Below are 14,571 nucleotides of genomic sequence, written 5' to 3' on the forward strand. Positions count from 1 at the left end.
TTGACAGTATTCTAATTCTTGAATTACGATACCATGAAGTATCTGAAATGTGCAAGCCAATGGGTAGGTTTCAACCTGTCCTCCAACGGAGCCCATCACCATGGATGACGTCATCATCATCGGCGGCAGCTTTGCCGGTCTCGCCGGCGCCCTGCAGCTCGGCCGTGCCCGCCGCAAGGTCACCGTTCTCGATACCGGCCTGCCGCGCAACCGCTTCGCCGGCCACTCGCATGGCCTGCTCGGCCACGATCACAAGCCGCCGCTGGACATCCTGGCCGAGGCGCGGCAGCAGCTGGCGCGTTATCCCACGATCAAGCTGGTCAGGGCCCGGGCCGACAGCGTCTCCGGCGCCATCGACGATTTCTCCGTCCTCACTTCCGACGGCGAAAGCCTTGGGGCGCGTCGTCTGATCCTGAGCTATGGCGTCGCCGACCAGATGCCAGATGTTCCGGGCTTTGCCGAAGGCTGGGGCACGTCCATCGTGCCCTGCCCCTATTGCGACGGCTTTGAAGTCGCCGGCCAGCATTGGGGCCTCGTCTGGTCCGGCCCGCAGTCGCACAATCAGGCCAGGCTGTTCCTGGACTGGACCGACAAGTTGACTGTCTTTGCCGATGGTCGCGACATTCCGCCTGATATTAAGGCCGATCTGGCGCGCCGCAAAATACCGGTAGTCGATGGCCGGATCGCCGAGATCGCCCATCACAAGGGGCATATCGCCAAAGTCAATCTCGATACCGGCCGCAATGTCGCAGTCGACATCCTGTTCGCCCATCCGCGCACCAAGCCGTCCGCAAGCCTGCATGAATCACTGGGCCTCGCCACGGTGGATACGCCGGGCGGCATCGTTCTCAAGGTCGACGAGCGCCGCCAAACCAGCATGCCCGGCATCTACGCCGCCGGCGACCTCACCACGCCCTTCTTGCCCTCGGTCACCCAGGCATCATCGCAGGGCGCGATGGCGGGTATCTTCGCCCAGCAGTCGATGCTGGTTTGAGATCAAAAATTCCCTTTTTCCCGAAACCAGGATTTCCGATGATCGACGACCTTCCCATTGTGCTCCTCCATGGCTCCGCCACCGGCTCCCACTCCTGGGCCGCGGTCCGCACAGGTCTTGAGGCGCGCGGCGCCAGGGCGTTGGCACCCGACATGCTCGGCTACGGACGGTCGCCGACACCGAGCGAGGCGTGGCAGCCAAAGGACGAGGTTTCCCACCTGCGCGGCTGGCTCGACATGCAGGGCGTCGGCGCGTTCCACCTCGTCACCCACTCGCTCGGGGCATTTTTCGGACTTCACCTGCGGCTGGCCGTCGGGTCTCGCGTGGCGCGGCTCACGTTGGTCGATCCTGTGGTCATCAGCGTGCTGCGCGTGCCCGGGGAAGAAGACGCCCTGCGCGAGGGGCAGACCCTCTGCGATCGGTTCATGCGCGCGTGGCCGGATCACGGTGCGGCCGCCTGCCTGCTGGTGGAGCACTGGAGCGGCGCCGGCGCGTGGAACGCGCTGGGCGAGAAGGGGCGTGCGCTGGTTACACGGCTCGCACCGCGGCTAAGGCTCGAGATGACCGCCAGCGCAGCCGATCGGACCACGCTCGCCGAGTTCACCTCGACCGCGGTGCCGACCTCGGTGCTCGTCGGCGAGCGGACGTCGGCCGCTCCGCGGTCGGTGAGCCGTCTGCTCGCGGGAGCGTTCGACGCCCGCACGGTCGTTGTCCCCGGGGCTGCACACATGATCCCGCTGACCCACCCCGCCGCGGTCGTCGAGGGGATTCACGCCGGCATGGTGGCGTCGTGAGACGCGCCGAGCCTCGCTACCAGGTGATCGGCCTCGAACAGCCCCTTCAGCCAATTCAACATCAATTCCAGGAGCCGCCAGTGAAGTTGTCCGGTCACACCATTCCCGTCACCGGCGGGAGCTCCGGTATCGCTCTGAAGGAAACTTTGACATGAAACACTCCCATCCCATCCTCGTCACCGGTGCCGCTGGCCAAGTTGGAGCGATCGGACCGAGCGTGACGAAGTCTCTGCTGGAGCGCGGGCTGAAGGTGCGCGCCATGGTCCGCCAGGATGACGGCCGGGCGGATTCGCTGAGGGCACTTGGTGCCGAGGTGATCGTCGGAGATCTGCTCGACCTGGACGCGGTGCACCGCGCCGTCGATGGCTGCAAGCGCCTGTATTTCAGCATGTCGGTCAACGAGAAGTATCTCGAGGCTACGACGAACGTGGCGGTGGTTGCCCGGCACCATGCCGTCGAAGCATTCGTCAACATGTCGCAGATGACGGTCTCGGAGATGAGTATCCGCGAGACTGCGCGCAGCCCGCAGCACAAGCAGCACTGGCTGGCCGAGCAGGTCTTGCGGTGGAGCGGCTTGCCGGTGGTCACGATGCGTCCCACCGCCTTCATGGACGCGTTCTTCTGGCGATTTGCCGTTCCGACGGTCACCGCTCGGGACGCGCTGATGTTGCCCTTCGGAGAGGGAAAGACGTCGCCAATCGCCGCCCACGATGTTGCGCGGTGCGTGACAGAGGTGTTGGCGAATCCCGAGTCTCACCTTGGAAAGGTTTACGAGCTGACCGGTCCCCGTGCGGAGACTCTTCGCGAGGTCGCCGAAGATTTCACAAGAGTCTTGGGGCGTCCAATCACCTACATGAACATTCCATTGGAACCGTGGCTGGAGAGCCTGCGATCCATTGGCGCATCCGCACACGTGGTCGCGCACTTGGAGTCGATGGCACTGCTGCACCGGGACGGCCGATACGACCGATCCTCGGACGATGTGAACCTGCTGACCGGTGTGTCGCCGATGTCGATCGAGGACTTCGTGCGCGCGCATCAGGACGACTTTCAGAAGGCAGACGCGCGCAAGCCGTAATCTTTCGCTTATCGCCGGATGAACTGCATCGTCTCGGAAGTCCCCAGCGGTCGCCAGTGCGCCCAGTGACCGGGCCAGAACAAGGATATGTCATGGCACAGCACAATGCCGATCAGGTCGCCGACTGGAATGGCCAAAGCGGGGAGCGCTGGGTCGCCCACCAGGCCCGGCTCGATGCCAGGCTGGCGGTGTTCGGCCAGGCCGCGATCGAAGCCGCCGCGCCCGCGACGGGCGACCGCGTGCTGGACGCCGGCTGCGGCGCGGGCGCGTCGAGTCTGGCTCTGGCCGCCCGCGTCGGCGCGGGGGGCCAAGTGCTTGGCGTGGACATATCCGAACCGCTGATCCGCCGAGCGCGCGCGCTTGCGGCCCAGGATACGCCGGCCCTGTTCCGGGTGGCCGACGCCAGCAGCGCCGAGCTGCCCGAGGGCGCGTTCGACATCCTGTTCTCTCGTTTCGGAGTGATGTTCTTCGACGATCCGACAGGGGCGTTCGCGCATATGCGCCGCGCCCTCCGGCCGGGCGGCCGGGTCGCTTTCGTCTGCTGGCGTGGCGCGACCGAGAACGATTGGATGCGCCTGCCGATGGGCGCGATCAAAGGTATCGTCCCGCCGACGGCGCCGCCCGATCCCGAAGCGCCCGGTCCATTCTCGTTCGGCGACCGGGGGCGGGTGGGTCGGATCCTGACGGCGGCCGGGTTCACCAATATCGCTATCGCGCCCTTCGATGCTTCCGTCCCGTTTGGCGAGGGCGCGACGCGGGACGCGGCGATCGATGACGCGGTGAAGATGACGTTGGAGGTCGGCCCGCTGTCGCGCGCGCTCGCCGATCAGCCCGATGACATCCGCGCCCGCGCCTCGGCCGCGGTTCGTGCCGCTTTCGCGAGCCGCCCCGGCGAGCTGTCGGTGATGATCGACAGCGCGACGTGGATCGTCACGGCGCGCAATCCGGCAAGCTGACGGCCGGTCCTGGTCGCACGCGCATTAGGATGCCGAGACACCGGAGCGTAGCTTCGTCGGCGCCATCAGGCCTCGAGAGCGATCTTCGCTTTCGCGTGCCGACGCAAAACACCTCGTTGAGGTCGGCCAGACCGTCGAGATCGGTCAGGCACTCGCGACCTCGAAATCGCCTGAGATTGACGGCCGAATCCGACGAGCCGGTGGTACACAGCGGTGCTCACAAAAACTCGACCGGCTTTTTTGGAATCCTTGTTTTCGGCGGTTTTCCTGCAATCGCGGCTTGGGGGGAGGGAGTCCCACTCTCTCCAGCACCCCCTCCCTGGTCTCGGTCACCTATCCAGCATCGGATGCCCGCGTCGCACGTGCTGCCTTGCGCTCTTCCTTTGCGGCCTTCGCGATGGCGACTTCGAAATTGGTGCGACGGCGCCGCTTGTGTGGCGCGGTCGGAGCCTTCAGGGCGGGAATGTCGAACCTCGGATACTTCTCGACCTCGGCGGACATTGTCGCGACCCAGCGGTCGCCGTAGTCGTTGCTCGCGTTCGAATCCTTGGGCCGGTGTCCTATGATGAAGCCCTCGACCTCGCGGTCCATCTTCACGTGACGAGCGACGCTCTTGAACAAATGCCTCCATGCATGATTCGGCTGAACGTTGTGGATCCCGAGCGAGTGTACCCAATCTGCGATCCGTTCCGCGGTCTTCTTGAACTGCGGGTTCGCGATCTTGCCGCCACGTCCGCGCGCGGGGTCGTAAAAAAGCGGCTTGGCTAGTCTCCTGCGATCCTCGACGTACTTCAGAAAGCCTTGCTCGATGAGGTGACTATGAATCGGGACCGTACGCCATTGCGAAGTCTTCTCAAGCGATGGCTTGATGACCATGCACCAGAGTCCAGATACCTTGTCCGCCTGAACGTCAGCGGGATGAAGGGATGTGATCTCGTTGACGCGGGCTCCGGAATAGCAACACAGCCATGGGAGCCAGCGCCTGGCCGCACGCTTCTCCGGAGAGATCATGGCCGAGAAGCTCGAGAGCGTCGCTGTGAGGATCTTTTTCGCCTCAGCCTGGGAGAATCCCTTCTGACGCGGAGGCGGCAACGGTTCGCCGGGCTTATTCTCAACCGCATCTCGAATGACGATGCCGCGGAACGGGTTGTGTGCACCTCGCCGGCGGCGCTCGATTAGCCAACCGGCGGTAGCACTGAGCGAAGCGATCCAAACCAGTCGAACCGAATTGCGATTGTACCCCCGATCGATCAGATGGTCGGCCCAGGCGTAGGCGTCGTCCGAGGTCATGCGCGTCAAGTCGCGATGGCCGATCCACTTGCAGAAGTCGCGGATCTTCGGCCGCCACCGTTTCGCGGTCGGGCCGTCCTTGCCACCCTTGAGTCCGCCCTTCTCGACGTACTCCTCAAACGCCTTCACCAAGTCGAGCTTCGGCACAGTACGGGGCGGTAGCTTCGCCAGGATGGGGTTCGGCGAGAAGTCGCCGGTGAGCTTGGCGCGCTTGAGATCTTCGACCGCGTCACGGCGCGCCTGCTCGTACAGCGGTCGGAAGCGAGCCAGATCGGTGCCGGTGGTCTGCACGCCTTGCTCGGCGAGAAATTCGCGCATGGATTCGTCGACGTCCCCAGAAAGCAGGATGGCGCTGCCGAAGCCCGCCGATGGCGGGTTGGAGATGTGGCTGTCGCGGATCCGGACATGGGCGGCGCCGCGCAGCGCGTGCAGGTCCTGATGGGAAAGTAGAGCGGGTTCAACTCCCGCACCCGGATTCGAACTCTCCTGCGTCGCCGGCAACCTGGGCGGTTTGATCGGCAAGTTGGCCAGAGCGGCGGCGTTCGCCATGTGCGCCCACTCGGCCTCGAACTGCGTGCTCTCGGCCGCGCATTTTTTAGCGGCTTCGCGCGGATCAGAGGTCTTAAGGCTTTTCCAGACCTCCTTCCTGCCGACGAGGGGCCGGTACCGAAGGGGGACCTTCTTCCGGATCCAGTAGTATTCGCTGGTCGGTCGTTTGACTGGTGTTGGCATCTTGCTCGTGGCCATGGTGGAGCACCTCGGTGTAGCACCGGCCGTTCAAGAATCCCTGAATTTGAAGGTTAAACTTGTAAACAAGGGGTCTCCGAGCCCCTTAGGGGGAGAGTCCCACTCTCTCCGCCATCAGCCCCGTGTCCGCTCCAATTGCCGCTGTCCAAATGGCGGCGTCAAAACCCGGTCGCGATGCGGCAACCTGGCCGCAGTTTATTCCATCATTCAACCAGTACATGCGTCGTGGGAAAAGCCCCAAAGGTGCATGAGCGTCTCTCGCGCGCCTTCGGCCGCCACAACGCGTCGTGAAGTCGCGCCATGCAGAAACGCGCCTGTACACGGTGGCGTGACCTCCATAACTTCCGCGGCGCAATGTGAGGAGATGCGACGTGGCGAAGAAGACGGCGACCAGGAAGAAATCTGCTGCGAAGAAAGCAGCGAAGACCTCCAGCAAGACAAGCGCCGTTCGCAAGGGCAAGGTCGCGAAGGCTGCAACCAAGCCGGTCAAGCAGGCAGCTCCGCGCAAATCATCGGCACCACGCCGCCCAAAAGGCCCGGCCTGGCAATGGTCGGCGGTCGAGACCGCAGCCGCCATCCGCTCCAGCGCCATCTCGGCGGTCGAGACCGTCGAGGCGCATCTCGAGCGGATGCGGGCCGTCAATCCGCGACTGAACGCGGTTGTCGTCGATCTCTCTGAGGAGGCGCTGGCCGCGGCGCATGCGGCCGACAAGCGGCGCGCGAAGGGCGGCGAGCTCGGCCTTCTGCACGGCGTACCGATCACGATCAAGGAGAACGTCGACTACGAGGGCCGTCCGAACTTCAATGGCGTCCCCGCCAACAAGGACCTCATCGCGCCGTCGGATTCGCCGGTGGTGCGCAACCTGAAGAAGGCTGGCGCGATCATCATCGGCCTCACCAACACGCCGGAATTCTCCTTCCGCGGCTTCACCGACAATCCCCTGCACGGGCTGACGCTCAATCCCTGGGATCCCAATATCACCTGCGGCGGCTCCTCGGGCGGTGCGGGTTCGGCGGTCGCCGCCGGCATAGGCACCATCGCGCACGGCAACGACATCGGCGGCTCGCTGCGCTGGCCGGCGCATTGCAACGGCGTTGCGACCATCAAGCCGACGCAGGGACGTATTCCGGCCTTCAACGCAAGCGCAACCGCCGAGCGGCCGATGCTGGCGCATCTGATGTCGGCGCAGGGGCCGCTCGCCCGCCACGTCGCCGACGTCAGGCTCGCGCTGGAGGTGATGAGCCAGCGCGATCCGCGCGATCCCTGGTGGGTACCGGCGCCGCTGGTCGGGCCGAAGCCGAAGGGGCCGATCAAGGTCGCGCTCGCCAGGATTCCTGAAGACATGGACGTCGATCCGCACGTCGCGGCGGCGTTGCGTCAGGCCGCCGATCACCTGGAGCGTTCCGGCTATCGCGTCAGCGAGGTCGATGTGCCCGACATCGACGGCGTCTGGCAGACCTGGTGCGACATCATCACCAACGAGACGATGGTGATGCAGGAGGCCGGCATGCTGAAGGTGACGTCGGAAGACTTCCACAAGGCGTGGGGCGGCATGAAAGCCAAGGCCAACGTGCTCGACCTCAAGGCCTGGATGCAGGCGACCGCCGCGCGCAACGGCCACATTCGCGCCTGGCAATTGTTCTTCGAGGAGTATCCGGTGGTGCTGGCACCGACCACGGTGAAGCCGACGCCTAGCCCGCGCGAGGACACTGTCAGCCCCCAGCGCGTGCGCGAGATTTTCTGGGGCGAGATCCGCTTCATCTCCGCGATCAACGTGCTGGGCCTGCCGGGCGCCGTGGTGCCGGTGACGCTGCACGATGGCCAGCCGATCGGCGTGCAGCTCATTGCCGGGCGCTATCGCGAGGATCTCGCGCTCGATGCAGCGGCCGCGATCGAGAAGCGCGCCGGCGTGCTCGCCCATCGGCTGTGGGAACAGATGGACTGATAGGGCAGCGAAGTTGTTTCCCTCTCCCCTTGTGGGAGAGGGTGGCTCGCCGCGCAGCGGCGAGACGGGTGAGGGGTCTCTCTCCGCTAACGCAAGCTTGGCCGTATGGATAGAGACCCCTCATCCGGCGCTTCGCGCCACCTTCTCCCACAAGGGGAGAAGGGAGTGCAGCGTGTTCGCTGCCGCCAACCGCAAAACTTCATTAATCCAATTTGACTTGAATTTTAGCCAATTCCCCAACAACCGTTAGGGTTACTTCCTCGATCTCTAGACGAATTATTGTCCGCTTTACCACCCGCCTCTAACAGAGGGACGGCGGACAACGCACATGCCTCATACAGGCCAATAAGTGCGGCCCGCTCCACGCGGAGGTGGCACGATGCGCAACGAGACGATCGCTATTCACGCCGGCTACGAGCCCGAAGCCACCACGCACGCGGTTGCCGTGCCGATCTACCAGACCGCGGCCTACGCCTTCGACAGCGCCGATCACGGCGCGGCGCTCTTCAATCTCGAGACCGAAGGCTATCGCTACAGCCGCATCGCCAATCCGACCAGCGCGGTGCTGGAAAAGCGTATCGCGGAGCTCGAGGGCGGCGTCGGCGCGCTTGCGGTCGCGACCGGGCAGGCCGCGCTGCATTTCGCCTTCGTCAACGTCGCCGATCACGGCGGCAACATCGTTTCCGTGCCGCAGCTCTATGGCACCACGCATACGCTGCTCTCGCACATCCTGCCGCGGCAGGGCATCACCGGCCGCTTCGCCGAGAGCGACAAGCCCGAGGCAATCGAAAGGCTGATCGACGAGAACACCCGCGCCGTGTTCGCCGAAACCATCGGCAATCCCGCCGGCAATGTCTGCGACATCGAAGCACTGGCGAAGGTCGCCCACGCCCACGGCGTGCCGCTGATCGTCGACAATACCGTTGCAACGCCCATCCTGCTCAAGCCGTTCGATTACGGCGCCGACATCGCCGTGCATTCGCTGACCAAGTTTCTGGGCGGTCACGGCACCACGCTCGGCGGCGCCATCGTCGACTCCGGAAATTTCCCCTGGGCCAAGCACGCCGACCGCTTCCCCGGTTACAACAAGCCGGATGCCTCCTATCACGGCCTCGTCTATGCCGAGCGCTTCGGCCGCACAGCCTATATCGAGCGCGCGCGCAGCATCTATCAGCGCACCATGGGTTCGGTGCTGTCGCCGTTCAACGCCTTCCTGCTGCTCCAGGGCATCGAAACCGTCGCGCTGCGCATGGAGCGCCACTGCGAAAACGCCCGCAAGGTCGCCGAATTCCTGCGCAAGGATCCGCGCGTGGCCTGGGTCAACTACACCGGCTTCCCGGACAGTCCCTATTATCCGCTGGTGCAGAAATATCTCGACGGCAACGCCTCGTCGCTGTTCACCTTCGGCATCAAGGGCGGCATGGAAGCCGGCAAGTCCTTCTACGATGCGCTGAAGCTGATCACGCGCCTCGTCAATATCGGCGATGCCAAGTCGCTGGCCTGCCATCCGGCCTCGACCACGCACCGGCAGATGTCGGCGGAGCAGCAGCGGGTCGCCGGCGTTTTGCCGGAAACGATCCGCTTGTCGATCGGCATCGAGCATTGCCAGGACATCATCGAGGACCTCGATCAGGCACTGGAAAAGGCCTGCCCGTCCGCGCGCCTCCAGGCCGCGGAGTAGGCGGCTGCGCCGATGACGATCCTGATCGACAGGGATCAAGCTATATCGAGCCCGGCGCTGGTGCCGGGAGCGGGCGATCTGGCGCGCGAGCCCGGCGGCACCGAGCTCACGATCGGGTTGATCAACAACATGCCGGATCCGGCGCTGAAGGCGACCGAGCGGCAATTCATGAAGCTGCTGCAAGCCGCAGCAGGTCCGCGCCGCATCCGCTTTCACTGCTTCTCGCTGCCTTCGGTGAAGCGCTCGCCGGAAGCGAGATGGCATGTCGAGAGCGAATACTCGGAACTCACCGAGCTCAGACGCCACAGGTTCGACGGCCTGATCGTGACCGGCGCCGAGCCGATCGCGCCTGAGCTCGACCAGGAACCGTATTGGCGCGATCTCACCGAGCTGATCGACTGGGCCAAGGTCAACACGCGCTCGACGATCTGGTCGTGCCTCGCTGCGCATGCCGCGGTGCTGCATCTCGACCGCATCGAACGGCGGCCGCTGCCGGCCAAATGTCACGGCATTTTCGACTGCGAAGCCGTGACCAGGGATCCGCTGACGCGGGCCGCGCCCGCTCCCCTCAAGGTCTCGCATTCGCGTCTCAACGAGATCGCCGAGAGCGACCTCGTTGAGGCCGGCTACCAGGTGCTGACGCGTTCGGCAAAGGCCGGCGTCGATACCTTCGTCCGCCAATATGCCAGCCGATTCGTGTTCTTCCAGGGCCATCCGGAATATGACGCGCTGTCGCTTCAGCGTGAATATCTGCGCGACATCGGCCGTTATCTCGCGCGTGAGCGCGACAATTATCCGCATCTGCCCGTGAGCTATTTTGACGCTTCGACCGAAGAGAAGCTGGTCCGCTTCGAGAAACAGGCAAGGCACCAGCGCCACCCCGCGCTCAGCAACGAGCTGCCCGCGCTGAATTTGCGTGCCGATATTGCCGCGGGCAGCGCCGCGGCGGCATTGTTCCGGAACTGGCTGCAATATCTCGGCGCGGGGACCGACGCGTCGGTGCTTGCACGTTAGGTCGGGACGACGGCATCGACGTTAGGACTAACGAAGTGTGTAGCTTGCCTCGAGCGGCGCACGAATGCTTCAGTGACGGCGGGGCAGACAGGAAATGCGAGTCGTGTGGTCGGCACTCCAGGGACGCGTGAGCAATCGGCTGGCCCGGCACTTTCGTGCCGCGCCGCACCGTCTGCCCGCGCATGCGCCCATGGTGAGCTTCACCTTCGACGATGCCCCCGATAGCGCCGCAGGCGAGGGCGCCGAGCTTCTGGAGCAGCATGGCGGCCGCGGTACCTTCTATCTCGCGGGCAGCCTGGTCGATCGTCCCTCGGACCATTGGCACGGCCTGTCGAACGACGCGATCGTGCGGCTTCACCGGGCGGGGCACGAGATTGCGTGCCACACCTTCTCGCACCAGAGTGCGGTCAATCTCGACGAGACCGCCATGGCCCGCGAGATCGAGCGAAACCGCAGCCATTTTCGCGGCATCGATTCCTCGATCACGCTCGAAAATTTTGCTTACCCCTATGGCATCGCGTCGGTGTGGCGCAAGCCGCAGCTCGCCAAGACCTTCCGCTCGGCGCGCGGCATCCTTCCCGGCGTCAATCGCGACGTCATCGATCTCCAGTTCCTGCGGGCCTCGCCCCTGGTCGATCGCGAGATCAATACGACGGGTGTCGATGGCTATTTCGACGAGGCGGTCGAGAGCGGCGGATGGCTGATCTTCTACGGTCATGACGTCGCCAACGCGCCGAGCCCGTATGGCTGCACGCCGGACCTGATGCGCCATGCGCTGCAGGCCGCCGCGAGGCGCGACATGCCGATCGTGACGGTCGCGGAAGCGCTGCGGAGGATCGGGGCGTAAGAAAGTTTTCTTCCCACGAAGGGTGGAAGGCGGCGTCCTGCGGAGCAAACAGCCTTGCCACGCCTGCGCGGTCATGCGACTGGCCTTGTGACGAATCTCACGGCCTCACCCCGACATGCCCATGTCCTCTCCTTCCACCGCTCCGCTGCCTGCGCCGGCCCAGGGCCGCGATGCGCTGTCGGTGCTGCGTTCGGTGTTCGGCCTGCCCGGGTTCCGCGGCGCGCAGGGCGAGATCATCCGGCACGTCACCGGCGGCGGCAATTGCCTGGTGTTGATGCCGACCGGCGGCGGCAAGTCGCTGTGCTATCAATTGCCGGCGCTGCTGCGCGAAGGCTGCGGTGTCGTGGTGTCGCCCTTGATTGCGCTGATGCGCGACCAGGTCGCCGCCATGCTCGAAGCCGGGGTCAACGCGGCCGCGCTGAACTCGTCGCTGACCCCGCAGGAAGCCTCCGACATCGAGCGGCGCCTGATCGTGGGTGATCTCGACCTGCTCTATGTCGCGCCGGAACGGCTGCTGACGCCGCGCTGCCTGGCGCTGCTGGCGCGGGCGAAGGTGGCGCTGTTCGCGATCGACGAGGCGCATTGCGTCTCGCAATGGGGCCATGATTTCCGCCCCGAATATGTCGGCCTGTCGATCATCGCCGAGCGCTTTCCCGACGTGCCGCGCATCGCGCTGACCGCGACTGCCGACGAATTGACCCGCAAGGAGATCGTCGAGCGGCTTCAGCTTGCAGACAGTCCGCACTTCGTCTCCAGCTTCGATCGTCCCAACATCCGTTATGAGATCGTCGACAAGCGCAACGCGGTGTCGCAGCTCAAGGATTTCATCCGGGGGCGTCACGCAGGTGATGCGGGCGTCGTTTATTGTCTCTCCCGCAAACGGGTCGAGGAGGTCGCCGCGGCGCTCGACGACGCCGGCATTGCCGCATTGCCCTATCACGCCGGGCTCGACAGCAGCGTGCGCTCGCGCAACCAGGACCGCTTCCTCAACGAGGACGGCATCGTCATCGTCGCGACCATTGCCTTCGGCATGGGCATCGACAAGCCGGACGTGCGCTTCGTCGCGCATCTCGATCTACCCAAGAGCATCGAGGCCTATTACCAGGAGACAGGACGCGCCGGCCGCGACGGCAAGCCGTCGGCGGCCTGGATGGCCTACGGTCTCTCGGACATCGTGCAGCAGCGCCGCATGATCGACGAGTCGAGCGGCTCCGACGAATTCAAGCGGGTCTCGATTGGCAAGCTCGATGCGCTCGTTGGCCTCGCCGAAACGCCGCACTGCCGGCGCCGGCGGCTGCTCGCCTATTTCGGCGAGATCGTGATGGGCGAGGGCTGCGGCAATTGCGACAATTGCCTGACGCCGCCGAAAATGCGCGACGGCAGGGTGCTGGCGCAAAAACTGCTATCCTGTGCCTATCGCACCGGGCAGCGTTTCGGCGCGATGCACCTCATCGACGTGCTGATCGGACGCCTGACCGAGAAGGTGACGCAGTTCGGTCACGACAAGCTCACCGTTTTCGGCATCGGACGCGAGCTCAACGAGAAGCAGTGGCGTACGGTGCTGCGGCAGCTCGTGGCGATGGGACATTTGCTGAGTGACAGCGAATCGTTCGGCGCGCTGAAGCTGACGGATTCGTCGCGCGGCGTGCTGCGGGGCGAAACGGAAGTGTGGCTGCGCGAAGAGGCGCCCGGCGTCCGGATCCGTTCGAGCCGCGCCAAGTCCCGCCGCGGTGATCTGGCCCCGGCAGCCGACGCGCCGCAGGGCGATGTCGATCCTGAATTGCGCGCGCGGCTACGAGCGTGGCGCTCGGACATTGCCCGCGCACGTGGCGTGCCGGCCTACGTCGTGCTGCATGACGCCACCATCGACGGCATCGTTCGCGCATGGCCGACCACGCTGGACGAACTGCGCAATGTGCCCGGCATCGGAGACAAGAAGCTCGAGCATTACGGCGACGAGCTGCTGCAGATCGTCAGGACGCGGTAGGGCGCGGGCACACCTCCGCCGTCATCCCGGACAAGCGCAGCGAAGCGGAGCGCCGATCCGGGATCCATAGCCACGGGCCGTAGGAAAAGGCACGCTGACTGCCTCAGCGTGTTTCAACAATTGGCAGTCGGGGTAATCGGTCCTGGCTTTCGCCAGGACGACACTCGTCGGGAGGTGCGCGCCGCCTCACATCACCGACGCGCTAGCCGTTCCGGAACGCATATCCATAGCCGTTCAGCGCCGGCGCGCCGCCGAGATGGGCGTAGAGGATCTTTGCGCCCTTCTCGAAATAGCCCTTCTGCGTGAGATCGATCAGGCCCTGCATCGACTTGCCCTCGTAGACGGGGTCGGTGATCATGGCTTCGAGACGCGCGGTGAGGCGGATTGCCTCCTTGGTTTCTTCCGACGGCACGCCGTAGGCGGGATAAGCATAATCCTCGATCAGCACGACGTCGTCGGCGACGAGATCCTTGCCGAGCTCGACGAGCTTGGCCGTGTTCTGTGCGATCGAGAGCACCTGCGCCTTGGTCTGCGCCGGGGTGAAGGAGGCGTCGATGCCGATCACCTTTCGCGCGCGGCCATCGGCGGCGAAGCCGACCAGCATGCCGGCATGGGTCGAGCCGGTGACGGTGCAGACCACGATGTAGTCGAACTTGAAGCCGAGTTCGGCTTCCTGCTTGCGCACTTCCTCGGCGAAGCCGACATAGCCGAGGCCGCCGAATTTGTGCACGGAGGCGCCGGCGGGAATCGCATAGGGCTTGCCGCCCGCCGCCTTCACCTCCTCGATCGCGTCCTCCCAGCTCTTGCGGATGCCGATGTCGAAGCCGTCGTCGACCAGGCGCACGTCGGCGCCCATGATGCGCGACAGCATGATGTTGCCGACGCGGTCATAGACGGCGTCCTCGTGCGGCACCCAGGCCTCCTGCACCAGGCGGCACTTCATGCCGATCTTGGCCGCGACGGCCGCGATCATGCGGGTGTGGTTGGACTGCACGCCACCGATCGAGACCAGCGTGTCGGCGTTCGAGGCGATCGCGTCGGGGATGATGTATTCGAGCTTGCGCAGCTTGTTGCCGCCATAAGCGAGGCCGGAATTGCAGTCCTCGCGCTTGGCATAGACCTCGACATTGCCGCCGAGATGCTTTGACAGCCGCTCCAGCTTCTCGATGGGCGTCGGACCAAAGGTCAGCGGATAGCGCGCGAATTTTTCGAGCATCGTCAGGTCATCCCGATTGGC

The 14,571-nt window shown here is 64.8% G+C and carries 11 protein-coding genes and 1 pseudogene; 10 read left to right on the forward strand and 2 right to left on the reverse strand.

Features of this window, described 5'->3' with window-relative positions; genetic code table 11:
- Positions 1-100: 100 nt before the first annotated feature.
- From IVB07_RS01820 to IVB07_RS01840, 5 genes and pseudogenes are all read left to right on the forward strand, one after another.
- Positions 101-994 carry an NAD(P)/FAD-dependent oxidoreductase gene (locus IVB07_RS01820; RefSeq protein ID WP_247376261.1) on the forward strand — a complete coding sequence of 298 codons (894 nt, stop codon included), beginning with the start codon at positions 101-103 and terminating at the stop codon, positions 992-994.
- The gene (locus IVB07_RS01825) at positions 991-1,788 is read left to right on the forward strand and encodes an alpha/beta hydrolase (protein ID WP_247767453.1); all 798 of its coding nucleotides are present in this window, start codon (positions 991-993) and stop codon (positions 1,786-1,788) included. Before IVB07_RS01820 ends, IVB07_RS01825 begins: the two co-directional genes overlap by 4 nt.
- Before the next feature lie 151 nt (positions 1,789-1,939).
- Positions 1,940-2,866, forward strand: coding sequence for an NmrA family NAD(P)-binding protein (locus tag IVB07_RS01830; RefSeq protein WP_247360783.1), 927 nt, complete (start codon positions 1,940-1,942; stop codon positions 2,864-2,866).
- A 92-nt stretch (positions 2,867-2,958) separates the two neighbouring features.
- A complete protein-coding gene (locus tag IVB07_RS01835) occupies positions 2,959-3,822 on the forward strand; it encodes a class I SAM-dependent methyltransferase (RefSeq protein ID WP_247360785.1) in 864 nt (287 codons plus the stop codon).
- Positions 3,823-3,841: 19 nt separating this feature from the next.
- A pseudogene (locus IVB07_RS01840) lies at positions 3,842-3,982 on the forward strand (efflux RND transporter periplasmic adaptor subunit); the annotation flags it as partial.
- A 173-nt stretch (positions 3,983-4,155) separates the two neighbouring features.
- On the opposite strand, the gene IVB07_RS01845 reads toward IVB07_RS01840, so the two are convergent.
- Positions 4,156-5,859 carry a DUF6538 domain-containing protein gene (locus tag IVB07_RS01845; protein ID WP_247360788.1) on the reverse strand — a complete coding sequence of 568 codons (1,704 nt, stop codon included), beginning with the start codon at positions 5,857-5,859 and terminating at the stop codon, positions 4,156-4,158.
- Positions 5,860-6,230: 371 nt separating this feature from the next.
- Between IVB07_RS01845 and IVB07_RS01850 the strand changes: the two genes are divergently transcribed.
- The 5 genes from IVB07_RS01850 (at position 6,231) to recQ (ending at position 13,334) form a co-directional block, all read left to right on the forward strand.
- Positions 6,231-7,805 (forward strand): amidase family protein, encoded by a 1,575-nt coding sequence (locus tag IVB07_RS01850; RefSeq protein ID WP_018452862.1) that lies wholly within the window; start codon positions 6,231-6,233, stop codon positions 7,803-7,805.
- Between the two features lie 379 nt (positions 7,806-8,184).
- A complete protein-coding gene (locus tag IVB07_RS01855; RefSeq protein WP_085348411.1) occupies positions 8,185-9,486 on the forward strand; it encodes an O-acetylhomoserine aminocarboxypropyltransferase/cysteine synthase family protein in 1,302 nt (433 codons plus the stop codon).
- 12 nt (positions 9,487-9,498) lie between these two features.
- The gene (locus IVB07_RS01860; RefSeq protein WP_018452864.1) at positions 9,499-10,500 is read left to right on the forward strand and encodes a homoserine O-succinyltransferase; all 1,002 of its coding nucleotides are present in this window, start codon (positions 9,499-9,501) and stop codon (positions 10,498-10,500) included.
- Positions 10,501-10,603: 103 nt separating this feature from the next.
- Positions 10,604-11,347: a polysaccharide deacetylase family protein gene (locus IVB07_RS01865; protein WP_026232410.1), complete on the forward strand. Its 744-nt coding sequence runs from the start codon at positions 10,604-10,606 to the stop codon at positions 11,345-11,347.
- Positions 11,348-11,468: 121 nt separating this feature from the next.
- Positions 11,469-13,334 carry a DNA helicase RecQ gene (gene recQ, locus IVB07_RS01870; protein ID WP_018452866.1) on the forward strand — a complete coding sequence of 622 codons (1,866 nt, stop codon included), beginning with the start codon at positions 11,469-11,471 and terminating at the stop codon, positions 13,332-13,334.
- A 202-nt stretch (positions 13,335-13,536) separates the two neighbouring features.
- Here the strand turns inward: recQ and IVB07_RS01875 are convergent, their stop codons facing one another.
- Positions 13,537-14,550 (reverse strand): 1-aminocyclopropane-1-carboxylate deaminase, encoded by a 1,014-nt coding sequence (locus IVB07_RS01875; RefSeq protein WP_085348408.1) that lies wholly within the window; start codon positions 14,548-14,550, stop codon positions 13,537-13,539.
- Positions 14,551-14,571 lie beyond the last annotated feature (21 nt).

It is taken from the genome of Bradyrhizobium sp. 172 (assembly GCF_023101065.1).
GTDB classification, from domain to species: domain Bacteria; phylum Pseudomonadota; class Alphaproteobacteria; order Rhizobiales; family Xanthobacteraceae; genus Bradyrhizobium; species Bradyrhizobium canariense_D.